At 38.5% G+C, this 25,218-nt stretch carries 23 protein-coding genes and 1 pseudogene; 23 read left to right on the forward strand and 1 reads right to left on the reverse strand.

All coding sequences use genetic code 11. The features are described from left to right. Positions 1-61: 61 nt before the first annotated feature. Positions 62-2,281: a hypothetical protein gene (locus CKQ84_RS18905; protein WP_105252372.1), complete on the reverse strand. Its 2,220-nt coding sequence runs from the start codon at positions 2,279-2,281 to the stop codon at positions 62-64. Positions 2,282-3,201: 920 nt separating this feature from the next. Here CKQ84_RS18905 and CKQ84_RS18910 point away from each other — a divergent pair. The 23 genes and pseudogenes from CKQ84_RS18910 to CKQ84_RS19025 all read left to right on the forward strand — a co-directional run bounded on the left by CKQ84_RS18910 (position 3,202) and on the right by CKQ84_RS19025 (position 25,182). Continuing rightward, on the forward strand, positions 3,202-4,551 hold the full coding sequence (locus CKQ84_RS18910) for an anthrax toxin-like adenylyl cyclase domain-containing protein (RefSeq protein WP_105252373.1): 1,350 nt from the start codon (positions 3,202-3,204) through the stop codon (positions 4,549-4,551). Between the two features lie 359 nt (positions 4,552-4,910). Then, positions 4,911-5,425 (forward strand): annotated as a pseudogene (locus CKQ84_RS23895) (hypothetical protein). Between the two features lie 360 nt (positions 5,426-5,785). After that, complete coding sequence (locus CKQ84_RS18920) at positions 5,786-6,025, forward strand: hypothetical protein (protein WP_105253115.1); 240 nt, start codon at positions 5,786-5,788, stop codon at positions 6,023-6,025. Between the two features lie 44 nt (positions 6,026-6,069). After that, complete coding sequence (locus CKQ84_RS18925; protein WP_105252374.1) at positions 6,070-6,765, forward strand: EscR/YscR/HrcR family type III secretion system export apparatus protein; 696 nt, start codon at positions 6,070-6,072, stop codon at positions 6,763-6,765. A 1-nt stretch (position 6,766) separates the two neighbouring features. Then, positions 6,767-7,450: a type III secretion system apparatus protein VscT2 gene (locus CKQ84_RS18930; RefSeq protein ID WP_105252375.1), complete on the forward strand. Its 684-nt coding sequence runs from the start codon at positions 6,767-6,769 to the stop codon at positions 7,448-7,450. 10 nt (positions 7,451-7,460) lie between these two features. After that, positions 7,461-7,739, forward strand: a complete 279-nt coding sequence (locus tag CKQ84_RS18935; protein ID WP_158683073.1) for a hypothetical protein — start codon at positions 7,461-7,463, stop codon at positions 7,737-7,739. Beyond that, positions 7,729-9,204 (forward strand): secretin N-terminal domain-containing protein, encoded by a 1,476-nt coding sequence (locus CKQ84_RS18940; RefSeq protein ID WP_105252377.1) that lies wholly within the window; start codon positions 7,729-7,731, stop codon positions 9,202-9,204. The genes CKQ84_RS18935 and CKQ84_RS18940 overlap by 11 nt, the downstream gene beginning before the upstream one ends. Positions 9,205-9,206: 2 nt before the next feature. Continuing rightward, positions 9,207-10,469, forward strand: coding sequence for a type III secretion system ATPase VscN2 (vscN2, locus tag CKQ84_RS18945; protein WP_105252378.1), 1,263 nt, complete (start codon positions 9,207-9,209; stop codon positions 10,467-10,469). Further along, positions 10,423-10,818, forward strand: coding sequence for a hypothetical protein (locus CKQ84_RS18950; RefSeq protein WP_105252379.1), 396 nt, complete (start codon positions 10,423-10,425; stop codon positions 10,816-10,818). Before vscN2 ends, CKQ84_RS18950 begins: the two co-directional genes overlap by 47 nt. After that, entirely contained in the window at positions 10,811-12,895 is a 2,085-nt protein-coding gene (locus CKQ84_RS18955) for a hypothetical protein (RefSeq protein ID WP_105252380.1), read from the forward strand. The genes CKQ84_RS18950 and CKQ84_RS18955 overlap by 8 nt, the downstream gene beginning before the upstream one ends. Beyond that, complete coding sequence (locus tag CKQ84_RS18960; protein ID WP_105252381.1) at positions 12,882-13,115, forward strand: flagellar biosynthetic protein FliQ; 234 nt, start codon at positions 12,882-12,884, stop codon at positions 13,113-13,115. The genes CKQ84_RS18955 and CKQ84_RS18960 overlap by 14 nt, the downstream gene beginning before the upstream one ends. Positions 13,116-13,171: 56 nt before the next feature. Continuing rightward, complete coding sequence (locus CKQ84_RS18965) at positions 13,172-13,546, forward strand: hypothetical protein (RefSeq protein WP_105252382.1); 375 nt, start codon at positions 13,172-13,174, stop codon at positions 13,544-13,546. A gap of 429 nt (positions 13,547-13,975) precedes the next feature. Next, entirely contained in the window at positions 13,976-15,394 is a 1,419-nt protein-coding gene (locus CKQ84_RS18970; RefSeq protein WP_105252383.1) for a hypothetical protein, read from the forward strand. A gap of 248 nt (positions 15,395-15,642) precedes the next feature. Beyond that, on the forward strand, positions 15,643-16,542 hold the full coding sequence (locus CKQ84_RS18975) for a hypothetical protein (protein ID WP_105252384.1): 900 nt from the start codon (positions 15,643-15,645) through the stop codon (positions 16,540-16,542). Between the two features lie 176 nt (positions 16,543-16,718). Further along, positions 16,719-16,961: an EscI/YscI/HrpB family type III secretion system inner rod protein gene (locus tag CKQ84_RS18980; protein ID WP_105252385.1), complete on the forward strand. Its 243-nt coding sequence runs from the start codon at positions 16,719-16,721 to the stop codon at positions 16,959-16,961. After that, entirely contained in the window at positions 16,961-17,506 is a 546-nt protein-coding gene (locus CKQ84_RS18985) for a type III secretion protein (RefSeq protein ID WP_105252386.1), read from the forward strand. Before CKQ84_RS18980 ends, CKQ84_RS18985 begins: the two co-directional genes overlap by 1 nt. Then, positions 17,493-17,984, forward strand: a complete 492-nt coding sequence (locus CKQ84_RS18990) for a regulator (RefSeq protein WP_105252387.1) — start codon at positions 17,493-17,495, stop codon at positions 17,982-17,984. Before CKQ84_RS18985 ends, CKQ84_RS18990 begins: the two co-directional genes overlap by 14 nt. A 29-nt stretch (positions 17,985-18,013) precedes the next feature. Further along, the gene (locus CKQ84_RS18995; protein ID WP_105252388.1) at positions 18,014-18,502 is read left to right on the forward strand and encodes a M48 family metallopeptidase; all 489 of its coding nucleotides are present in this window, start codon (positions 18,014-18,016) and stop codon (positions 18,500-18,502) included. 161 nt (positions 18,503-18,663) lie between these two features. Further along, positions 18,664-19,851 (forward strand): hypothetical protein, encoded by a 1,188-nt coding sequence (locus CKQ84_RS19000; RefSeq protein WP_105252389.1) that lies wholly within the window; start codon positions 18,664-18,666, stop codon positions 19,849-19,851. A gap of 27 nt (positions 19,852-19,878) precedes the next feature. Next, positions 19,879-21,057 carry a hypothetical protein gene (locus CKQ84_RS19005; RefSeq protein WP_105252390.1) on the forward strand — a complete coding sequence of 393 codons (1,179 nt, stop codon included), beginning with the start codon at positions 19,879-19,881 and terminating at the stop codon, positions 21,055-21,057. Positions 21,058-21,994: 937 nt separating this feature from the next. Further along, on the forward strand, positions 21,995-23,170 hold the full coding sequence (locus CKQ84_RS19015; protein WP_105252391.1) for a hypothetical protein: 1,176 nt from the start codon (positions 21,995-21,997) through the stop codon (positions 23,168-23,170). 148 nt (positions 23,171-23,318) lie between these two features. After that, positions 23,319-24,362 carry a VspD gene (locus tag CKQ84_RS19020; RefSeq protein WP_105252392.1) on the forward strand — a complete coding sequence of 348 codons (1,044 nt, stop codon included), beginning with the start codon at positions 23,319-23,321 and terminating at the stop codon, positions 24,360-24,362. A 13-nt stretch (positions 24,363-24,375) separates the two neighbouring features. Then, positions 24,376-25,182, forward strand: a complete 807-nt coding sequence (locus CKQ84_RS19025; protein ID WP_105252393.1) for a type III secretion system protein — start codon at positions 24,376-24,378, stop codon at positions 25,180-25,182. Positions 25,183-25,218 lie beyond the last annotated feature (36 nt).

The following is a 25,218-nucleotide window of genomic DNA, read 5'->3' on the forward strand; positions in this document are numbered from 1 at the left end:
TTATGGTATAAATAGCTACACAAACGAACTTGGTGTAGCTATTTAAATATTTAGTTTCTACTTAATTTTTAGACTGTGCTGCTTTGGATACTTTATAAGTCAAGGTTACATTACCTAGAACAACTGTTTTTTCAATACCAAATTCATAGACAATGGTTTGATTTAATTTTGCAATCTCGTCATCTTCTCCTGTATCTGACTCTGATATTTCAACAAAAAGATTTATCATAGGGTTACCATTCGATTTGAATGTGCTGCTAAAAGGAATATGCTGTAACTCCCCATCCTTCACCGCAGTTGTATCTGCGTCCCAACTCGAACTAAAAAACTCCTTTTTATCATTATTTAGTGTTACGTGTCCGAAAGATTCAAAACTCCCTCCAGCGCCATCACTGGTCGAAAATGTGAGTTCACCTTCGATAATAAACTCATTGTCAATTTCATTTATTGTGTCAGTAGCATTAAGGTTAGCATTCACATAGTGATCATCAACATCTTCACTGGTATAATTGCAGTCATCAAATTTTATCTCGCCACTAAGAGTGTTTTGTAACCCAAAAGCATTGCCTTTTGCTAGACAATCATCGACTTCGATAGCACTCTCACCATCTCTCTCCCAAAAATTGATGAAATATGCTCCACGAGCGTTATCTTCTGTGCTGAAACTATTACTCTTTATATGACTGGCAACAAGATCGAATTTACTATACTCAGCAGCTTGGTAATCTGATTTCAATGCATCTTTTCTATTAAGATTGAATAGTGGAATAGCTTGGCCCCGATAAAATGGAATCGGAAATGCAGATATTTTTTCAATTGTCTGCTCATCAACCTCTATACCAAATATGTCTAATAGACCGCTAAGAGTCATACCATCTATCGCCAATCCCACTAAACCATTTACATCAGAAGCAAAAGCATTTGGCATGTAATAAAATTGCCCATATGCTTCTGTTCCTGGACTTTTAGTTCCAGAATTATAAAAGTCCCAACTGACATTAGTTGATGTGATCTCACTACTGTAATTATCAAGCTTTTCAATATTGGCATCTATCATATATATGCCGGATATTCCTTTTAAAATATTATTTAATTCTACAGGATGTACAATGAAATAACCAAGTGACCAAGTCTCAGGCGGATATTTTAATAAATTATTAACAACTTCCTTGAGTGAACCCCAACCTTGAATGCCGGTAAATTTTTCATATCCAAGCCCGTTAAGTAACTCGGCTACAGTATCGCCCACATCTCCTGATTTCGGCGGAATTTTGAGTGAGTTAACATTGCTCAGTATATAGTCTTTAGTACCACTACAAATTGCATCATCTGCTGTTCTGGTTTCATCCTGCTCATATACATTGCATTCAATTGAGATCACTTGAGGTGTAGAAGCCGATTTTGGAAGTGAAAAAGTGAATGATTGTAAATTTGTTTCCAGAAAATTAACCGGTAAAACTTCTCCATGAGTGTCTAATAACACTTTTTCTGTACCATCTGGAAGATGAACTGAAATTTTACCAACGAGCTCACTTTGTTGACCAATCTGATCGGCTTTCCTGATTATTTCTCCAATTGGCCGAGTAAATAGGTCTCCAAGTCCTGCAATACCATCGGTGTATCTTAGTCCATCAAAACTAGCCATTAGCATGCCGAAATTCACTCTGTAAGTATTTGTATCGGAAGACTCAGGCTTTACATTTGAGAGATCTGGTGCGTAATATACGGTTACATATTCTTCATCATCTATATTTTCTAGTTTTCCACAGGTGCTTACTCCTTTAAATCCCATCCATACACCATAATCTCCTTGTACTCCACATTGCCCCTTTTCATTTAGATCCCAATCATTAGTGGTCCCTGCACCATCGAAGGTCGAAATGGTTTCGAAGTTAGAATAAACTTTACCTGTGTCAGAATCAGTTATCTCCCAACCATAAATAACATTCCCCTCATTATATATATCTCCTAAATATTCAGGTTCGGAACAGAAAGAAGTTCTACTATAAGAGCCTGCCGGAATTTCAATTTTCTTAGAGCCTGTTAACTTCTCTCCTGTTCGATAATCATCAATAGCAGTATATAGTTCTGCTTCAAGCTTAGGTAGTGTGCCGTTGACGACTACACAAGTTTTAGTCCTAACGTCACCACTTAGACCACGACTATCTTTAGTCACATCATATTCGTTAGAAAATACACTAAAGCTATACATGCTAACAGCTAGAGTTAGAGCTAGCGGTGCACTTATTACGTGTTGGTTTTTTCTTAAGTATTTATACATAAATATTACCTTTATAAATAAGTAAAGCTATAAGTAAAGGCAGCAAAATATTCTCCCTTTACCCTCGAATAAGCATTTTTTGTGAAGAATTTATTTAATTTAAGATTATGGCTTATCACTTCATCATCTAGTTGATTCTGGAAAGTTATCTGAAATTATCTGAAATTATCTGAAATTGAAATTAAGCTTGATATATTTTGCTAATATTTAAGGCGCAACCCAATTCTTACTAAAATTTAACACCAAGGTGATATTAAGTATAATGCATTAAGTTTATCCTGATATTCAATTTTTTTTACTGATTAGTGTTTTTTTAGTAGCTGACTATATTCTTATCCTTAAGGTATCTACTTTATTTTTATAAGTTACTGATTTTAATGCTTAATTGTTTTCTTTTACTTCGGAGTTAATGATATCAGGCAGCAAATGCTCTCACCGTTGCAATATTCGCGAAGGATAGCAGCGCGTGTTTGCGATGAGGCAACATTACAAGCGCGCTCTGTGGATGTGTTTGAATATTTTGTAAGGAAGGGGGCGAAAGAGCGAATATGGCTTAAGTTACATTTTATGTCGCCGCCAATCGCTTAGAAGTCAGTGATGTCGTAGTGGGGGGCATTTCTGCAATGCCGCGAATATTGTAATGCTTGTGGTTACTTAGGATGAGGAGTTAAGCGGATAGTGCTTATGATGTTAGCGCGTTTCACCAAGGCTACTACTTAGTGTAGCATAGATGTGATTACGTAATTTTTCCCGAATAATCGCTTTTTTTATCATTGGGTAAATGGCATTATTTGTTCTTGAATAAATCTATTTAAATTTTCAGGATATCTCATGTGTAGATTGATATGTCGACTTAATAGTTATTCTAGTCGATAAAAAACTTTTATTTTATTTTCTATTATTTGGTAGGTTTGTTGGTCATGATGAAAACTAAAAATTTTAAAGCGGATGTAATTTCCATTTCACAAACAAATGATTCGGCATCATCTGCCAAAAAATTTCTTGATATTAAGAGTGTTCGACACACTTCAAAAAGTCCTATACCTTCCTTTGGACAAGCTAGAGATTATAATATAAAAACGCTTTGCCAGACTCAAAATCCCATAAGCAAATTAGGACTTGAAGCGGGAAACAGGACTGTAAACACATTAACACCTGATTTTATTAATGCTATAGGATGTAAAACAGGCATAGTAAAAGCTCATTTATTACCTTTACAGAAGGTAGCCGCTGATACGCAACAGATCATTGCGTTTAGACATGTAGATGGTATGTCTACTGGTTTAATTGAAAGTGGTCATCCAACTAAAGGATTTCTAATTAAGGGGAAGTCTGCCAATCATGGTCCCCAAGCTGGGAATATATGCTTTAATCAGGAGCTAAGTAAACTACACAATATCAAGCTTTCAAACGTTAGCGAATTTTATGCACAAGTAAATAAATATAATAAAAGTGTCATTGAATGTGTTAAGAGTGGGGCTGCAAAAGTTGTCAAGCTTTCTGTATCTGAGCAAAGGCTTGATTTTTTAAAGCAACAAGGAATAATCTCATATCCTTCAGTTTCAAGCAGCTTTATCATTTCATCTAATGGTTTAGAGTACGTTGCGATAAAAAATGAAAACGGTAGTTATGATATTAATTTTAAGGGTGAACCACTCAATGTACTTGCCGACCCTAAAAGTGAAATTCCATTAACTGCTGATTATGACCTCATGTTTATTGCACCTGAAACAGAGAAACTTGAGCTTGAAAATGCAGATAAATTGCCAGTTAAAATGATTCATTTTGACTCTGTGTCCGAAGTATACAAAAAAAATTATGCTCGTCATACAAGCAAAGATTTTACCCCAAAAGAATTTTTCAAAAAAGAGGAGGAAACAAAAGGTAGTTATGGCGAAGAAATAGGTAATGCTACGCCAAGAATCGCTAAGATGATTGATGTTATCAATCAAGCATTAGTCGGAGATGGGTTCCCCGTTGTTCACCATAACGCAGATTCAGGCAGCCCAGCAACAGACCCAAATACCAATTACCCAATAACTGTATTTATGCCTAAGGGCTTTTCCGGGTACGATAGTATACATATTATTGATAACGCGGATAAACTAAAAGAATTCATTCAACATGCTAAAGATTACGGCTTTCATGTACCCATAAATCCTAAATGGGAAGCAAACGTAGCGGCTGTTAAAAAAACGTCTTTCCATCAAGCTGCGCGAGTTGTCAGTCAAATGCTATCACTAGTGTCTGCCCCCCCTAAGGAGAGGTAATTCATGCAATCATTTGCTCAAATCTCTCTATTTACCATGTTTTTTGAGGTTTTTACAGATATTACACAAGTTTACAACTGCGCAAAAGACCTTTATATGTTTACCACAGAAGCCAAATAGCTCTATTTATGACTTTATTAAACTCAAGTGTTGAGATTTATAGATTTGTGTGAAGCTGGATGTTGTATAACTTAGAAAATAAATGCGTTTTATTTAAAGAGCTGTTCCAAATAATAGATCTCAGGAAGGGAGTCAGTCCTGTTTGAGCGTTATGATCTATCGCCAAACAAGCCCACCACTCGCACAAGGACTGAGTATGGGCATCTAAAGAACCACTTTGTCGCGCAGAGCGTAAACGCATACATAAATTGATTCAAAAAACCATCGATAACGATGCCTTATGACGATGCTGATGTTGCATTAAGGGTATTTGATTACCGAGGTTTATCACATGACCGGATCTGACCGTTCCTCAACTTTACACAATGCAGCCTTGATTGACTGAAATCTTAGCAGCGAGGTGGCCAACTATTCTGCCCATTGACCCGTTGCTGCTTTTACCTGTCTTTGTCCATATGAATTGGCTTACCTGTGTAGCCGCTGGAGACGTGAGCAACTTGAGATGGTTGTTCATGCGCAGCTATATCATTCACTAGAGTCGTAAAATCTAGGCTCAAGTGCAACCTGAAGTTTAGTTTACTCTTTCAGCCGGTATACTCGCCATGGGTCAACAAGATAGAAGACTTATGGGTCGCAATGCTCTAAACAGTAACCCCAATCACGGTGAAGGAACATGCGGGAACTCCTTAGCAAGGTATGGCGTTTTATGGCTACTGAATCCCAATTCCTGGTAACCGGCACAGCTAAAACGTAGTCGTATTCGGAGCCGCTATTTAGCTCTCTGAGGTTACTGCGTTTCACATAATGATTTAATCAACAACGCTAGCTATGTTTACTGACTGGCAGGTCTAGTTTTTCACAGCAATTCATGATTTATCGGTTTATTTCACTCGATAACGGTAGGGCTTTCCTTATAAACTATGAGTCGGTCAAACAGCATTAACTATTAACTATTAACTATTAGTGCATTTTCTAATTCTTCTATAAAAAAGTTAATTTTTTAAAGCGGATTGGAACTCTGGTTGTTGTTTGAATTTGAGAGAGTATTCTAGTGTTTATAAATGATTTATTAAACACCACAATTAATGAAGTAATATACATAGGGGAAGTTATAATGGCTGGATTATCAACGGGTGTTGTTAATACAACGATGGGTACATTAATCGATGCGGCTGACGCAAAAGTGGAGGCTTTTATGGCCGCTCATACAACTGATGGGACATTAAGCTTAAGTTCTTCCGAAACACTCGAATTACAGTCGTTGATGGCTTCACAAGCTATTGCATCGCAAACAGGGACGTCGACATTAAAATCGATCAAGGACTCTGTTATGGCTTCGGCTAGAAATATCTAATATCTAATCAGTTTTTATTTGATAGTTTGTAGAGAGTGTTATCTATGGTGCAATTATTGAATCCAGATAACGCATTTGCAGGGGCAAATTTAGTTTTGCTCCTGACTGTTGTTATGTTGTCCACCGTTTTCTTTATCTGTTTTTCTGGTTATGTTAAGTATAATATAGTGCTTAATATTATTAAAAATGCTGTAGGTACCCAGCAAATACCGCCTTCAATAGTCGTTAATTTACTTGCTGCGTTAATGGCACTTAATAGTATTTGGCCAGATGTTAAGCCCGGCCTAGAAAGGGTGAAACCCTATTTTGTTGAGCAGATCAATGCTAGTGCAGATCCCGATCCTTTACAATTACAATCTGTATTGGAAGAGAATAAGCCCGAACAGATGACTATGTATTATCTGATTAGTAATGTGTTCGAGTTTTTTCCTGAAATTTTAGCTAGGGCAGAGCGTAAAACAAATGAATTAAAAGGGATTATAGATATACCGCTGAATTTTGACTCTGGTAATGGTATATTAAAGTATTTTCTAGGAAACTTGATTTTAGATTTATATCAAGGGTTTGAGTTTGGCCTAAAACTATACATGATTTTTGTCAGTATCGATTTTTTAATTGCGGTTATTTTAAGTGGTGTTGGTATGACGATGTTATCACCGACGGTAATTTCAACACCCGTTAAACTTGCAGTGTTTTATTTCTCTGATAGTTGGACTATTTTATTTAGAGCGCTCCCGTGATATGGAAACACTTCTGTTTCCTAACTGGTTATTATTTGCAGGACTTTTTTTGTTCTTGAAAATTTATAATCCAACACGTTTATATCTAGATAACTCATCGACACTGGCGATTTCAATCGGTCTGGCCATATTGATCGAGACGAGTGACTTAGGTGTCGTGCCGACACCTTTCTGGATCGTCAGTGTTATAATTTTTGCTATGTTTGCATCCGTACCTTATTGGCTGAGTGGTATGGTTGGTAGCGTCATACAGCAGTTGTTATTACTAAATGAACAGTCAGTGCAAGATAAGCGTTTTACCGAGGAATCAGAGGCATTATCTAAAATAAGCTCTTTGATGTTTTTGATGTACGCCTTAGATTCTGGCGTAGTATTCAGACCTCTGTTGGCTGTGATTACTGAAAATATAGAGCAAGGTGCTAATGTCGGTTTTGATACTTTATATTTTTATATTACTGACAGCCTGACTATGATGGCTATGGTTACAGGTAAATATATTATCATAATGATATCTATTACAATTTGTTGTGGTTATGTTGATCTTTTTTTTAAAAAAGCGTCTTTATCTATGAGTACAACAGCAGATATTAAAGCTATCAGCGTAATTGTTATTATTAATCTGTGGCTGCTACAAGATCAGTTTTATGTGTTCAAGGAAATAATGAAAAGAGCAGGATATGAATAGGGTTAATGTTATGAATGTCACATTGAATAGTCAGCAAGTTAAAACGATGTCTGAAAGAGATGCTCAAGAATTTGAGTACGCACTTGAAGCTATTGCTGCTGAGTTACCACAGATTAATAAAGCTAGTGAAGTCCAAGTCAAGGATCTTTCTAGCCATGAACTTGAAGAAGATTCGTTAACAGGGGATGAGGCTGTCCAAATGGTATTACAGTATAAGATGGTGCAAACGATATGTGCAGATATGAAAAAGAATCACGAACTTATGCAGGAGATCCTCGATGAAGTTTAGTTTATTAGTGATCGTCTGTTTATTTACTGCCTTTACTTGTCAGGCTAAAGTATTTATCAAACAATCAGATATTGATTTGAAAGGAGCTTTGACAGCGATAGCCAAAGATATGCAAATTAAGTTAGTTGATGAGGTTGAAGAACAAATTGCTAAACAGCCTATTACCCAAGATATTGCTGGTGATGGCCTTGATTTGTTAGCTCAGTTATCAGATGTCTATGACTTCGATTGGTATGTTTATGGCGGTACTCTTACGGTGCATTCGGGGCAAGATTATATAAATCATGCCTTTAAACCAAAAAATATTTCGGCACTCAACCTTCTTGAAGAATTGAGAAAAACATTTACCACCCATCATACGACTAAAATGGAACTCGTTGGCGGCGGTAATTCTATTTTTATTTCTGGGACTCGTAAATTTGTAAATGATGTTGTTATTTACGCGAATATGATAGATAAGAACCAATTTTTAGAGAATGGTAATAATTTGGAATTGGTTAGGATCGAGTTTCATTATTTATCTGTAGTTGACCGGCAGATTGATTCTTTCGATGGGAATATCAACTTTCCTGGTGCGCAATCATTAATATCCTCGGCAATTGAAAAGATCGGTCAGTTTGAAAATATTAGTGATGGTGAAATGGTTAAACGTGCCTATAAGGTAAAGCTTAATCAAAATGATAAGCAACAGCTCGATGAAGATGAATTTACTTCTAAAGTACAAGTGTTGCCTGGGAGTAATGCACTGTTGGTTAGAGGTACTCCAGAGGAAATTCAATTGGCAAAGCGCATTGCGACACTGATTGATATACAGCGTCAGCAGTTGTTGTTTTTTCTCCGAGTTTATGACGTTTCTGTGGAACGTACCGAAGCACTCGGTGTTAATAGTTCATGGTTGAATGGGAGTCGTGGTCTGTATGATATTATTGTCCCTCCGTTCACTGATACGGTCGATTTTTTCAAAAATTTTCAAGCTTTATATAGCAATAACATGGCTAGGGGTGTTTATGAGACCAACTTGTTAGTTTTGGAGAATCAACAAGGCCACTTTGGAAAGAAAGAAACTGCAACTATAGTACTTATTTCGGATAAGCAAGCTTCAACCCAAAAAATTGAAGCTGAAAATAGTCTCTATGTTACAGGACGTTTATTACCATCAGGTAAGGTTCAGGCACAATTCAAATATATAGAAGAAGCACTTGATGAAGATAATGATGAAAGTAGTACTCAAGCAGGTACGACTCAAGCACCTAGGGTTAATTCTCAATCTTTAACGTCTGAAGTCTATATTGAACCGGGGCAGACTGTTATTCTAGGCGGTTTTGATAATACGGTGACTGACAGCGTTGAGAGTGGCGTGCCTATTTTGTCGAGCATCCCTTGGTTGGGTGAATTATTTAAGAGTAAGAAGGAAACTAAGCGTAAATACAAACGCTACGTTTCAGTATCATTTAAGGTTATTTAGTCGTGCTTAAACATTTTTTTAAGGTTAAAGAATCTTATCAAGATACAGTTATTTGTCATGTCAATATGAATACTTTTGTTGGGCAGGAATGTTATGTTCACACAGTGTCCAATGAGAGTATTCGCGGTGAAGTGATGAAAATTACCGGTGAAAGAGTGGAGATTAAGCTATTACAGCCAGGATCTATTCAACGGGGCAGTAAAGTTGAAATTACCCCAAAGCGATTTTGTTTTCCACTTAATGAGACTGCGCTTATCGGTAAGGTCATTAATTGTTATGGTGAATCATTGTACGGTGATAAATATCTAGACGGCGAGGGCGATTACTATGATTTACCTATTATAGAGAAACCCATCCCGCTTAATATTCGTGCTCCGATTGATACCGTTTTTCCGACTAAACTTAAAGTTATCGATGGTTTATTTACTATTGGTGTCGGCCAGCGTCTCGGTTTATTTGCCCCAGCGGGAGCAGGGAAGACCACAACGGTTTCAATTATGGCGAATAACATGGAAGCTGATGTGGTGATCTTTGCCATGATTGGCGAGCGCGCTCGGGAGGTTGTTGAGTTTCTAGAGGGGGAAATTGGTCCCGAAGTGATCCAGAAATCGATCACTATAGTTTCTACTTCAGAGGCCAATCCATTGGAGAAAGTGAGGTCGGGTTTAGTGGCCGTTTCTCTGGCTCGGCACTATATGGCCCAAGGTAAGAAAGTGGTGCTTTATTTCGACTCATTGACCCGTTTTGCGCGTGCTCAGGCTATGTTAGATGGCACACCAATCGATGGCGGTATTCCTATTGGGGTTTCACTCGCGTTGTCACGGCTAGTTGAGAATTGTGGTAACTCTATTCATGGTTCAGTCACGGGTATTTTTACCGTACTAATAGAAAAGGAAATCGATGAAGATCCGATTGCTCATGAAGTTAAGTCACTTATAGATGGGCATTTAGTCTATTCAACGACGATAGCATCTACCGGACGTTATCCTGCCATAGATATCCTCAAGAGTAAGAGTCGCCTACAAAACAAAGTTCAGGATCCTTATTACGTTAGTCTTTCTGAAAAACTCAAAGATATGGTCTATCGCTACTTTAATGTCGAACTGCTAATTCGCGTTGGTGAGTACGAGAAAGGCAATGATCTTGCGACCGATGAAGCCATAGATCGCTATCCGTATATTATGGAGTTTTTGAAGCAAGGTTACGAAGGGGTTGAATATGAAGAAACCCTCCAAGCAATGGAAGGAATTTGGTCAGCTTATTGATGTTGTTGATATTAGGATAGGTAAACAACAACGTAAATTAGCAAAGCTGAATGTGAGGCATCAAGACTTGCTGGCTTCGATAGATGAAAAATGGGTATTAATCGCTAAAGAGCAACAAAAGCTGAAAAGTTTGGTCGTTCAGGATGAGTTTAATAGGCTTTCTCGATTGTTTTTACGCAGAGAGAGTGTGAAATCGTATATAGAGTCTTTGTTTTTTGATGTATCGGTAGCCCAGCAAAATGCTAATACACTGGCCGCTGAGATTGTCCAGGTTAGCTTTGAGAAACGCAGGCTAGAAAAAAGAAAAGATGCATTAGGTGAGATCCAAGAGCAGTTAAGTGATGAGTGATAAGATGATAAAAATTGACAAACCTGGCTTAGTGGCTTATGTGCATCAATTGAGCATTGTTGAAAGTGAGTTCGAACAGCTTTTGAATCCGTCTGAACATCAGGTATCTTCAAATGATGCTTCTATGTTTGATGGTGAAGAAGAGACTATTGAAAGTAATGACGCGGGATCTGAGGAGGTGTTTTCTTGGGACCATCATTATGTTGTACCACTTATTGCTCGTGCAGCACCTTATCAATTTACTCATAGACTAGCCAGTATCAATTCTTCTACGGCAGTGAATAGCCGCTGTAGTAAGTCAGATATCAGTGACATAAATCCAAGTGTGACAAGCCTACTGGCCCCAATGCATAGTGAACAAGTGTCCACTTCGAATGTGGGACTAGTGCAAAGCACTATGATTCTTAATACTGATTCTTTAAGTACTCAGCCTCTTAATGCTCAAGTTGCAAATACTCGAGTGTCAAGTGCTCAAAATTCTGCCTCACAAGTCGTTAATGCTCTGCCTTCCCGTACTCAAGACCCAGATATTCAAGTTTTGAGTCAGAAGCCTTCTAGCATAAAGGTTTCAAGCACTACAGTGTCAGTATCTACTCGTGGCAATATTCAATTAAAAGCAAATATAGATGGGATTACTTCCATTGGAACGTCGAAAGGTCTTTCGAGTTTGGCCCTGTCTCTGCCACATCAACCGAGTACTCCCATAGACCGCGATCCCCTAGCAAATGCCCAAGTGGTTGTGTCGAAAGGGCCTGTTTCTGTGCAGAAAGTACTTATATCGGAATTATCTGTATTGAAGGAGTCCGCCTCGGCGAGCAAGCCCGTGATGCAAGTACAGTCAGAACTAAATTCGAACAAATCCGGAACAGCTGAGGCGGTTAAAATTCAACCTTTTTTGGCTCATCCTCAGTCTATTGCAGCCGTGGGGCGTGAACTGATGAATAATGCTCAAGTGCCTGCGCAGAAAGAACTTGTACCCAAATTGACTCAATCAAAAGAGTCAAGGGCTGTTATGAGCAAGCTTGGCAGCCCATCAATGAGTAGGCCTGAGGTTCAAGTACTGACTGAACCGAGCGCGGACAAGGACACTGTTGTCGGGGTGGCTTTGACGCCAGCTCAGCCTATTGCAGCCGTGCGGCAAGAACTGGTGAATAACGCTCAAGTGCCTGCGCAGAAAGAACTTGTACCCAAATTGACTCAATCAAAAGAGTCAAGGGCTGTTATGAGCAAGCTTGGCAGCCCATCAATGAGTAGGCCTGAGGTTCAAGTACTGACTGAACCGAGCGCGGACAAGGACACTGTTGTCGGGGTGGCTTTGACGCCAGCTCAGCCTATTGCAGCCGTGCGGCAAGAACTGGTGAATAACGCTCAAGTGCCTGCGCAGAAAGAACTTGTACCCAAATTGACTCAATCAAAAGAGTCAAGGGCTGTTATGAGCAAGCTTGGCAGCCCATCAATGAGTAGGCCTGAGGTTCAAGTACTGACTGAACCGAGCGCGGACAAGGACACTGTTGTCGGGGTGGCTTTGACGCCAGCTCAGCCTATTGCAGCCGTGCGGCAAGAACTGGTGAATAACGCTCAAGTGCTGATGTCTCAATTGCTTGCACCGAAAGAGGCAACGTTGGCAGAGAGTCAATTGTTGGCACAGTCCTTGAGTGAGTCCATCATCCAAATGAAGGCTGAATTCAGTACAAAAAAGACCATTGCCACTGAGATGAATGATAATACTTATTTTGGAAAAACATCGGCGTTAGTTCATACAAATTCGGAAGCTAGGCAGAATAATACGCAGGCAAACGTGGTGCTAAGTCAAGACACATCGCCAGCAATAATGACTCATATTGAATTATTTGGCTTAGGAACCAAACTTGCCGCGCTTGGAGCGGGACATATGCTCACGAGTGTCCAACCAGTATTGTCTTCGTACATGTTGCATTATCAAATAGCTCCTGAGTATTTTACTCAATATGCACAAGTGAATACCTATCGAGTTTTTTTTCGTAATAAGTATTACCTATTCCGATTCGAAGATCAGAAAGTAACTAACTTCCTTGAGGACTATTATGACCGTTATTGATGTCACTGCTGCATGTCTAGAGATAGTCAAAAATGCAATTATTATTTACTCCCTCAGCTTTGTTGTCACTGGAGTCATTGTTGGTCTACTTCAAACTGTTTTTAGCGTGCAAGACCCTGGCTTACCAATGGCTGCAAAACTTGTCGTGTTCGTCGTCTTACTGACACAAGTAGGTGGTGGGATTTACGATCAATTCCATCTTCTTTTTGGTCAGCTTTAACATTAAAAATGTTGTATTACGTATTATCTATCATTGGCCTTTAAACGGAAGCTATTATGAAAAAACTGAGAGAAATTGTATATAAGACACTAGTCGATAATTTTAAAATTTCGCCTAATCTGTTATCGCGCATTGAAGGTGATGAGCCTATTGCAATTGAGTTAAAAGGGGGAGAGGAAATTTTTGTTTATCTTAAGGATAGGACATTACAAACATTCATCGAGATACCATTACGTGATCAACGAGTTTTGAAAAGTAAAGCACCTAAAATTATAGAGAGCCTGATGTCTGATGACGAAATATTCTTAAATATAAAAAAAGATAAATTGATTTTAGTGACTGAGTTTTCCGCTGATATAATTGATGTAGATCGAATTTTAGCGGGTAAATTTATGCTCTTCAATAATGTTATCGCATATGTCAAATTTTAGTCGGTTATTGGCATAAGATTCCATACTGCTTTTTATTAAAAATATGGTTGTTTATGTTCGAGGCTTAAAAGTTATAGAATAAAAACTTTTAAATAAAATTTTAAGTGTAATTTTGAATGTGCACTTCTGGTTTTATAATATTTATATAAATATATTTTATGAATCATATTATATTTAAACCGAAAGAGTCACTGCCAACATACTGGTGGTAAATAAATTTGTAGCTAAATTTAGATTAGATATTTGCTGTCTTGAAGTAGTATTTTTTTTCGGATGAAGCATATAGCTAGCATTGACCGTTGCTAAAGCTCGGATTTAATAATTTACAGAATTTTTTTACAGAATTTTACAGGATTAATCTCGTGAATATTACGGTGCAAGAGAATAGTTTGGCTGTTCATATTTACATTTAAGTACAGGAAAATAATTATGGCTATAGATAGTTTTGTGAAACTAACAACAATAAGTACACCATTTGATTCGAAAATCAAAATTGATAAAAATGATTGTCATCTTGATATCAATCGCGTTACTCATACTCAACATGAGCCTATTTTGAGTCAAAATATAAATACATCGACTCCAAATCCAAAACTTTTTACTCCAAAGCCTTATTCTAAAGAAGTGCCACATCTTAAAAGCGGAAAAGAAATTTTCTCATTTTTAATTGATAATAATTTGAGTAGTAGTAAGAGTTCTGCTTCTGAGCGTGCACTTGATGCGATAGCTTCTGGGTTAAGTCGTGTTCTTAATACCGCAGCGGATGTTGATCTAAACGGAAAAAAGATGTTCGTGAAAAATTTTCTGCAGTGTGATCAAAATGAAGCTATTAAGGTGACATCTGCTCAATTTAGTCCTATCCACCAAGCAGAAATTTATTCACGTTTATCCATTTGCTTTGATGGATTTATGACAAGTATGCCTAATGAACTAGGTAAAGATTTAAACTCTATTAGAAGTAAGCTATCTAATAATGAAAAACTAAATGGAAGTGAAGAACAAAGACTGTTTGAAAGGTTGGCTAAAGATGCTTTAGCTGATGCGAAAGGCAATAATCTTTATACAAACAAACTACTTAAGCCTGAGAATTTTGTGCTCGAATTTCCAGGAGACGCTGCTGTAGTCAAGACAGATACTGAAGCGAAGAATAATAAAATATTAGTTGAACAATTAGGTTTTCCTCGTAACCTTTTGGATAGGCCTAGTGCTAACCAGCATGAGACTTATGCAATAAAAGTATTTACCAATGAGAAAGGAGAGTCGGTAACTCTTGGCCAGCTTTTTGGCGGGGGATTGCAAGGGATTATGCGTACCCCAGTTGATCCTGGTAAATTTGAACAGAGTGACTTTAAGGGTTACTTTAATGAGGAATTACTCGCTTCTGGTGGACTGCATTTTGATTTTAGGCCAAACGAGACTATGTATCAAAATAATCTCGCTGTACTTGGGCAAGATATACTCGATTTAGCTGTGAACCTGAATTTAGATAACCATAGCCGTGCGGATATGGAAGGTTTTACGGCTGGTGTCTCAGGCAATGCTCTGCACTACACTATACAAACAGCCAAACACTGCCTAGCCACAAATAAAGAATTTAATTTTGAACAGGTTCTTAATGTGTGCTTAGAACATCTGGTTGGTGATAGCGTTAAGCAGCCTGTACATCACAGTTTACCTGAAGTTATACAAGGCGCTTATATAGGCAAAATGCTAATTAACAAGGGAATATTGAGTCCGCATTCAAACATTATGGATAGTAATGAGATATACGGGAGCTTAAGGAATGTTATCTCCGAGGCTGATCAAAGAATCTCAAACCAGATGGCGACGACTTATCATAGAGAATAAGAGGTCTATGATATTGAAGGTGATAATGTGTTAAACGTCCAGTTAAAAGCCACTTTTTAAAGTGGCTTTTTTAATGAGTACTGTTTGGGGTGAATTACCTTTTAAAAAGTTCTATTCAGTTATTTACACAATGTTTCAGGATATTCAGTTATTTACACAATGTTTCAGGAATAGTATTGCTGCAGTTGATTACTCAAGATGGATAATACAGTTTTTAGTTAATTTAATTCAACTATAACAAGGTATTTATGCCATTATCATCATCTCTGCGGATTACTTCATTATCATCGACTCAGCAGGTACTACAAGGTGCTGAAGAAATTGGGAATGATCTTAAATCCAATCTAGCACGTGTTCACCATGTTTCTAATTGCGTTATTTATAGCCCATTTAGCAATAAAGATATGGTCATACAGGCTATGGGAATTAACACTACTCGGATGCTTAAGGGGAAAGAACCATTACCCATAGTCTGCTCAATATTCAACAGAGGTATGCTGAAGTCTGCAATAAATGAGTTTAAAGATAAAGAATTACAGGGGCGGCTGAAAGATGGTGCTTTCTATGAGAAAAAAATTAGTCCCTATATTGAATCCCTCGGTGTTAAAAATGTTCATGACGCGTTCCCATTAGAAACTAAAAGACTCGGAGAGTACCGTTCCATAAATCGACTTGAGGTAGTTGATCCTAAAACCATAACTGATAAGAGTATTGAGAGTATTTATGTCATCGGTCATGGTGAAGCTGGCCGACCACATTTGTACGAAACGGCTAAGTGTAATAGTGGGAGTCAGTCGATAGCAGATGTGATCAGTGATATTAATAGTCTTTTAAGGTTTAAGGTAAAAGTCGGTATTAAAATAAAAATGACCGCCTGTGAAAGTGCCGACAGAGAGACATTAGTCTCATTTGACAAAACACATGATAATTCACAGAGAAGAAAGGGGATTGAACCTTTAGCGAAGAGTGCAAAAACAGAAGTAGATAAGCTTTTTACTGCAGCGCGTGTATTTGGATATCATGGCTTAGGTGTTAGTCGTGGCAGCGATTATATTTCACAAGCTCGATGTTTAGAAGCCGATTTTGACAAAAAGAAAGGCTCTATATCTCAATGGATAAAATCAAGTGCCGTCAGAACAGAGTTTTAGCTTCATGAGTGGATGTTGTCATTGCGTGTTTTTGTGCAAGCCATTGAAAAATAGAATAAGATTTATGTTCGTGATTTTTCATTATAATTCCAGTTTGTTCATTTGCTCGTTAACTATGATGGTGATTAACTCTAAGCAATTATTATATAACTGTACTGATTTGAGCTATTTAAAACATGATAGATAATTTAAATTTAGAAGCAATCCAACCATCCGTTTTTGAAGACACCTTTAATAATATAGGTGAAGGTTTTCAAGAGATTATGGATGATTTAAAAAAAATAAGTGATGGGGCATCGGTATCGGAAACATTAGCGTTGCAACAGTCTTTATTTCATTACAGTTTTTATCAGGAGACAGTAACAAAAATTGCCTCTAAATCTGCAACTGCGATTAATGATGTGATGAAGGCTCAGTGATGAAAAATTTATACTGGATCGTGTTTCTTGTACTTTTTGGATGTAATGAGCAGGGCAGAGTCGAAGTGGCCAATTTCGATTCTGCTGACGCAGCAAATAAGGTTGTGGTTCTGCTCGCTCGATATCAGATCGATGCCTCCTTATCGATTAATAAGGACCAACATCTCGTCTATGTGGATAAAGAAAACTTAGCCCAGACGAGGGAAGTGTTAACAAAATTTAACTTCTATTTCGAGCGAGAAGATCTTAACGATTTGTTAGAGTCAAAATTTGCTAGTTTGAGTAAGTTAGAGACAGTAAAAGGAAATTTGCTTGAGAGCCGGGAAATATATAACAAGATTAGTGTTATTCCTGATGTGTTACGCACGAGTGTTGTGGTTACGGGGGAGAAAAATAAACGTGTTTCAGTGATTATTTTTAGTTTTGATGAAATCGATGTTGAAAATAAATTGAATATTGAGCGTTTTTTAAAAGGTTTAGTTTCAGAGTTAGATACGTTAACTGTCAGTTATTTTTTTCAGAATACGGCTAATGGAAAAGTATAAGAAGCTACATCAAAAGTACTTGCACTATTTACTGGTTAATCGGCGACTCGGTGTTGATGAATACAGTGTAATCACATCGCTAACCGAGCGTGAGATACAAATATGGTTTACGCCAAGACGGTCAAAAATAACTAAGTTAATGACGTTATTAGGAAGAGCTATTATTTATCAAGCTCGAAAGCATTATGCTAGCGATCACTCTTGGCTTCTGAACAAGCAGTACCTTAATCAAAGGCAATATCTCTGGGCTGACACGTTAGCCATTGAGTTAGTTCCAGAAAGTGCTACAAGTGTCTGCGTCCAAACATTGGGACTCGCACTATTGGCAGAACATAATCCCCGTCATGCCATCATTTGGGCGATGAGACTGGGCGTGTCTGTGCCTAGTTCGGTATTAGTTGTAGGTTCATTGGTAAGGCTTGAGGTATTTATTGCCCAAGTAGCCAAGGATGCAGGTATCGAACTCAATGTGGCGTAAATAATGGTTTAAATTGGAATGGAAAAAAGATGAAAAAAAATGCGTTACGACTTGGTGAAACCTGTGATGATTTTTTTGAACTGCTTAGCGGCATCGTGATTGAGCAAGATATTGCCTCTATGCGTAAATCGCAGAAAATCACAATAACTCAGTTAAAATCTATTTATGAGTTGGGGGTGAAGTTTTATACTGATTTCCAGTTTAAAGAAGCTGAAATTATTTTTTCTGCTTATATTGGCTTGAATCCATATGATCACCGAGGCCCTGGTTGTTTAGCTGCGATTCTGTTGGAGAAAGGGCAGTTCAAAAAAGCGTTGGAAGTTCTGAATATATTAAAGACCTTTCCGACCAATGATTTAGATGAAACTATCCTTAATATTTCTTTGTGCCATTATAAATTGAATGAATATAACGAGGCCAGTGTTGCATTTATTATCGTGAAAGAAGAGCATTTAAATGATTTCTACCAAAAACGATATCATTACCTTAAGTCACAACTTCACCCTTATTTATATTAATGTTGGGTAGCTTTACTGTCTTTGATAAATTATAAAAAACATGCTTTTAAATTGTCTATTTTTATATAAACTTTATTTTATATTTCATACATGTTGATAAGCAACTGTCACTCGCAGTGAACTGAATGGATATAATATTCATACATTAAGAGGATTTATTAATGATAACAATAAATACATGGGCGTTAACGGAGGCGATTAATACCGATAAAAGTAGCTCACCTACGGCTGAAGTGATTAAAGCTGATATTCATCACATGGACCGGTTAATTAAATCGGCTGTTCAACTGGAAGACAAACTTGATCGCTCTATGCAATTAACAACACGTGATGCCGCGACTGTACAGATGTTGGCGACGATTATGGCAGCTCAAAAGCAGATAGTACTCGGTATGCTGAGTCAGAATCCAGAAGCTGCCATTGCACAATTATTGGCGGGGAGTATCGAAAATTTAGCTAAGCAACTAGAACTTCTCAAAGGGTGGACTGAGGGTGGCCAGCCAATGTTTGACAGTGCTTTGCAAGCGATTTATGAGGGTCTTCTAAAGGACGGCGTCACGGGTAGCGAGCTTGAGGATTTATTCCAATTAGCCATGATGGATTTCATCTCGCACACGGCAGATTACCCAGCCCTTCCATCAGGCATGAAAGACATGATAATGCATTATTTAGAGAGTACCGGCTCTGGTTCGCATGGATTCCATGAAGGTTGGAGTGGTGAAAAATTTGCGGCAAATTGTGCGTCGATTTTTGATTTTATGCTCAATAATGCACCAAATGGTAGTTTGTGTAGTGAAATACTACACAAGATGAGCTCTGAACTAAATGCCCCAAACTCACTAGTTAATCAGTATAAAAATCATTTTACAGAAAGCGGGGGATTTATTAATGACTCCAGTTATCCGGATGACGCTGGTGCTTCTCCCATGTTACGCATGGCACTTATGGCAGCCTATTTAGCCAAGTATCCCACAGTGTCGCAAGAAACGATTGAGATGTTTCTAACTGCGCCAGTGGGAGAGTTGAATGCTTTTATTAGCAGCAACACTCCTGGTGAATCATATGGCTCGGCAATGGATTTCCTCTATAACAGTGATGGTTCTGGATCGTCTAGTGGTTGGAATACAGTCCACCAGCAGGGCCATGAAGTCATAGATTGGTATGGGGTTGGATTGGACGCCACATATTTTGAAAATATGTATACCAATTTCCCGGCACGCGCGTTGACCGATGAAGATATTAAAGAAGTAAATCGCATAGGTGATCAAGTCAAGATGCTGCAGGAGACGTTAAAGTATTGGATTCAAATTTGTCGTGATGAATATTTGGCTGCCGTACGTAATATTTAATTACAACTTTTAAGCATTGGAGTTTTCATGAGTTTTAATATTTCGAGTGTTAAGCAATTATGGCAAGCGCCTTTAGATACTGAAACCAAACCTTTAGTATCGACTGAGGATGTGTTCTCTAATAAGTTGTTACCTATGCTGGCCAGAACCGATCGGGCGCTTGATACATTTGATGCAAAAGCTGGTGATGTTACTTTGCTGATGCTCGCGGCTCAGCAACAGCAGGTCGTTTTGGCAATGTTGTCTCAGCAAAACGGCGAGGGAGCCATTGCTTCCGCTCTCGCTGCAAGTATTGAAGGCTATGGACGTCAACTTGACATTGTTAATAAGTGGACCGATGGCGGAAAACCTGCATTTGAGGCGGCTATTGAACAGATGTTGGCATCGATGAAAGAGGGCGGACTCAGTGGAATAGAGTACGAGAACATGTTGCAGCTGCTCTTACTCGATGTGTTGGGTAATAGCAAAGAGTACGGTTTAGAAGATACTGCTTTTTTAAAGGAGTTAGGTATCTTGCTGGAAAAAACCGGCAGCGGCAGTCATAACAATTGGGATTTCACCCCCGAGCAACTGGGGGCCAAGGTTAACAGTGTTTGGAATAAAATAAATAACGCCATTCAAAGCGGAAAAATCCCAACGGACAGTCTTGCTTACCAAGCCATGTTAGCTATGGGCGGTGGCACTATTTCATCGACACCGCCTGCGGATTTATCGGGCCGTTTTACCTCTGCTGTGTATAACAATACCAATGAAGGCGGTTGGATCATTGGTGGTCTTAACGATATTAGCCCTATGGCACGATTAGTTTTACTGAGTGCGTTAAACGGCAATCAAACGGTATCTGCAGCCGAAGTCGAGACGATTCTTACAGGCAGTAAAGCAGAAGTTGATGCACTACTTTCTAAATCAACGGGTATGGATGCGATGGCGTATTTGTTCAGTGATAAGTGCCCAGGTTGGCATAATTCGTCGGACACGCATAAGCCGTTACCACCAGGGGTGACTCAGGCCTTCGATTACGATGGAATGATCGGGGCTCAATATTTAAAGGATCTTTATCAAAATTTCTCACCTAGGCAACTTACCGATGAAGACATTAAGGAAATCAATCGCATCGGTGATCAAGTTAAGATGCTGCAGGAGACGCTAAAGTACTGGATTCAAATTTGTCGTGATGAATATTTGGCCGCCGTTCGTAACATTTAATTATAACTAATGAGTAAAGGTGTTTCTATGAGTTTTAATGTTTCGAGTGTTAAGCAATGATGGCAAGCGCCTTTAGAGACTGAAACCAAACCTTTAGCATCGACTGAGGACGTGTTCTCTAATAAGTTGTTACCTATGCTGGCCAGAACCGATCGGGCGCTTGATACATTTGATGCAAAAGCTGGTGATGTACGTTCATTGGTAAGGCTTGAGGTATTTATTGCCAAGTAGCCAAGGATGCGGTATCGAACTCAACGTGGCATAAATAATGGTTTAAATTTGGATGGGAAAAGGTGAAAAAAAATGCGTGACGACTTGGATGAAACTGTGATGTTTTTTTGAACTGCTTAGCGGTTTCGTGATTGAGAAAGGTATCACTTCTATGCGTAAGTCGCATAAAATCACAATAACTCAGTTAAAATCTATTTATCAGTTTGGGGTGAAGCTTTATATTGATTCCAGTACAAAGAAGCTGAAATTATTATTCTGCTTAATATTGGCTTTAATCCTATGATCACTTAGGCCTTAGTTGTTTAGCTGCGATTCTGTTGCAGAAAGGTATTTTAAAAAACGTTGGTAGTTTTGAATATATTAAAGACCTTTCAGACCAATGATTTAGATGAAACTATCCTTAATATTTTTTATGCCATTGTAAATTTAATGAATATAACGAGACCAGTGTTGCATTTATTGTCGTGAAATAAGAATGTTTAATGATTTCTGCCAAAAAAGATATCATTACCTTAAATTACAACTTCACCCATATTTATCTTAGTGTTGGTGGTTTTACCATTTTTGATAATTTAAAAGTTGTACTTTCAACTGTCTTTTTATTGTTTATATAAACTTCATTTTATATTTCATGCATATTGCTAGGTACTTGTCATTAGCAGTGAATTGAACAGATATAAGATTCATAAATTAAGAGGCTTTTTTAATGATAACAATAAATACATGGGCGTTGAGAGGGGCGATTAGTACAGATAAAGGTAGCTCACCTACGCCTGAAGTGATTAAAGCTGATATTCATAACATGGATCGGTTAATTAAGTCGGCTGTTCAACTGGAAGAAAAACTTGATCGCTCTCTGCTATTAACAACGCGTGATGCCGCTACTGTACAGATGTTGGCGACGATTATGGCAGCTCAAAAGCAGATAGTACTCGGTATGCTGAGTCAGAATCCAGAAACTGCCATTGCACAATTATTGGCGGGGAGTATTGAAAGTTTAGCCAAGCAACTAGAACTTCTCCAAGGGTGGACTGATGGTGGTGCCGCTATGTTTGAGTCAGCATTAGCTCTAATGCTAGCAAAAATTGAGGAAGGGGGAGTGCAGCCTGAAGAACTAGAGGATCTATTTCAGACAGCTTTGCTAGAGATAATGGTGAATCCTGAAAAATATGGTCTTACGGACTGGTATAACCAAAATAAGGCAGATATTAGCCATATTCTGGAGAGTACAGGCAGTGGTAGTCATGGCTTGCATGAAGGGGCTTATGATACTCCAAAAGAGTTAGCAGATATAACTCATAAATTATTTGAGGGAATCTTGTCGCAAGGTAATATTCCTCAAGGTTCATTACTCGCTCAAGTAATGGGGACTTTAGCCGCCGCAGGTGGCGCGAATGCTCTTAGTAATCAAATTGAAAATCATTACTATGATTCTTATGGTTGGTGGACCAATGGTTCTAATACTGATTTAAGCCCTATGCTTCGCCTTTTTATACTCAGTGAATCTCTTAAAGCACATTCGGCTATGACTCAGGAAGAGGTTGAGATGATTCTGAGTGGCTCTGTTGACGACATCAATAGTTACATAAATAAAACCTTTGGTCAGGACACACTGTCGTGGTTTTTGGACTCAACCCAATGGCAATGGCAAGATGGTTATAACTATCCTAATGGCACAAGTCAAATTGATTGGGTAGGTGATGGCATTAACATTAATGACCTTACTACCCTTTATTCTAATTTTCCCGGTCGAGCATTGACCGACGAGGATATAAAAGAAATTAATCGCATCGGTGATCAAGTCAAGATGCTGCAGGAGACGTTAAAGTATTGGATTCAAATTTGTCGTGATGAATATTTGGCCGCCGTTCGTAATATATAAATGGCGATGCAAGTAACAAATAAAAGGGCATGGTAACGCTGGGGACATGCCGCTCGCATTGCGAGAAGTTGGTTGCGCTAACTATCGAGGTAACATTAATTGTTAGCGAACAACAATGCCCAGTATAGTCACATGAAAGGAAGTAAACATGAGTACATTGATGATCAGTATCGCTGCACCAAGTCTAATTGGTACAGTCGAGGAACAGTGCCAAAGTGTTCAGCGTCAAAGCACCGAAACGATAGAATCGACTAAGCCGAATCAACCTTTGCCAGGTAATGCTAACGGTGTGTCGGATAGTCAACTCTGGCGTATAGTTCAAGACAGCATGAAGTTGGCGGCAGAGGCTTTTTCTGGTACAGGTAAGGAAAACTCGGAAGCCAAAAAATCGCTGATCCAGCTTCAAAAAAATACTCAAATTGAAGCGCTGAATGAGCGTATGGCGCAACTAGAAGAACAGAAGCAATCCCAAAAGAGTCAAGGTATTTGGGGTAAAATTGGTATGGCACTTGGTTTTTTGGCCGCGATTATTATGGCGCCTTTTAATCCTGTGATGGCTGCAGTAATGATAGGCGTTATGATTGCTGCAATCGTAATACCAAAAATTGTTGATAAAGTGTTGGAAGCGGCTGGAGTTTCAGAAGAAATTCGAGGCTATGTATCAATGGGTTTAGAAATCGCTATCGGTATTATCGGTATGGTAGTGAGTTTTAATCCAGCGAATTTTTTAGCGAGTGCAACTAAAGCCGTCGCTAGCGGTGCTGCGAAAGTTGCTTCTATGGTTGATAAAGCAGTAGACGCACTCAATACCATAAAGTCATTCAGTACCTTGTCGACTAAAATTCAAAATACGGTCAATAAAGTCATGAAGTTACTAGAGCCGTTACTTGAGAAAATTAAGACTTTCGCAGGTGGAGCAGAAAACTTGACCGCTAAAATGGGGCAGGCAACTACGATTAGTTCAAGTTTATCTTCTGTCGTGAGTACTGGCTACTCGATTAAAACAGCCGATATTACTAAGGATCTTGATATTGCCAAAGCAAATCAAGAGGAGTTTGAAACGCGTATCCAGCAGATTCTAATACTGCTTGAGCAAGCTTTGCGTGCCGTAAGTCATGCTTTCGAGTCACTCTTTAAAGTGAATAGTGATCAGCGTGATTACCACGACAAGATTATTTCAATTAATATGTAATAGGGTGTTAAATATGACTCAAATATCAATGAATACACAGTTCGCGCAACAGTTAATGACCGAAGTGCCGACTTCCACAAATAATCTAAAGCCAATAGATGAACAAAAATGGAATAGTTATAAGAGCGCAGCTGAAAAAGCGCTTAACGGCTCGGTAACCATGGCTGACTTACTGGCATTGTTTTCTCAGATTATAGAGGCATCTCAAAAACTCCGCTCTGAAGTGATGAAAAATCGCATTGGTGAGGCTGTGGCCACATCGAAGATTGCTACAATGCTAGCCAAAGATAAATGTAGCGATGCACAGTTGCAATTCGGTATTAAGTTAGCGTCTGGTGCGGTTTCAATGGCGATGACAGCTGGAGCAAGTATCCGTATAGGTCAAACTAAGGTGTTACAAGATAAGCATTTATCACGACCTACAGATAAAGGTATCGCAAATACAGGAGGAGTAAAGTTATTAAAATCAACTGACCTCGAGTCTGGTAAAGTGACTCACTTAGATAAGTCACCCAAAGTATCTGACCTAACACCACAAGATATTAATAAATTCACTGCCAACATACAGCAGGGCCGAACCACTAAGTATAACGGAGTGATTACTGCAAGTCAGTTGGCGAGTAATCTGGTCGATAGTGCTAACAGTATGCGCGATGCTGAGCAGGTTAAGGGGCAAAATGAGATACAAGCAGCTAAAGAATTGAAGGAAAAGTTCGATGGTCAACTTGATCAATTTGTTCAAAATCTGACATCTGAGCATGTGAAGCTCAATGAGATCCTTGATGCCTTGGCAAAAGCGAGTTTAGTCACAAATCGTTAATAGGGAGCAGAGCGAGCAAAGCTCGCTCTGATTGAC

The sequence above is a fragment of the Shewanella sp. WE21 genome (assembly GCF_002966515.1).
Taxonomy (GTDB): Bacteria; Pseudomonadota; Gammaproteobacteria; order Enterobacterales; family Shewanellaceae; genus Shewanella; species Shewanella oncorhynchi.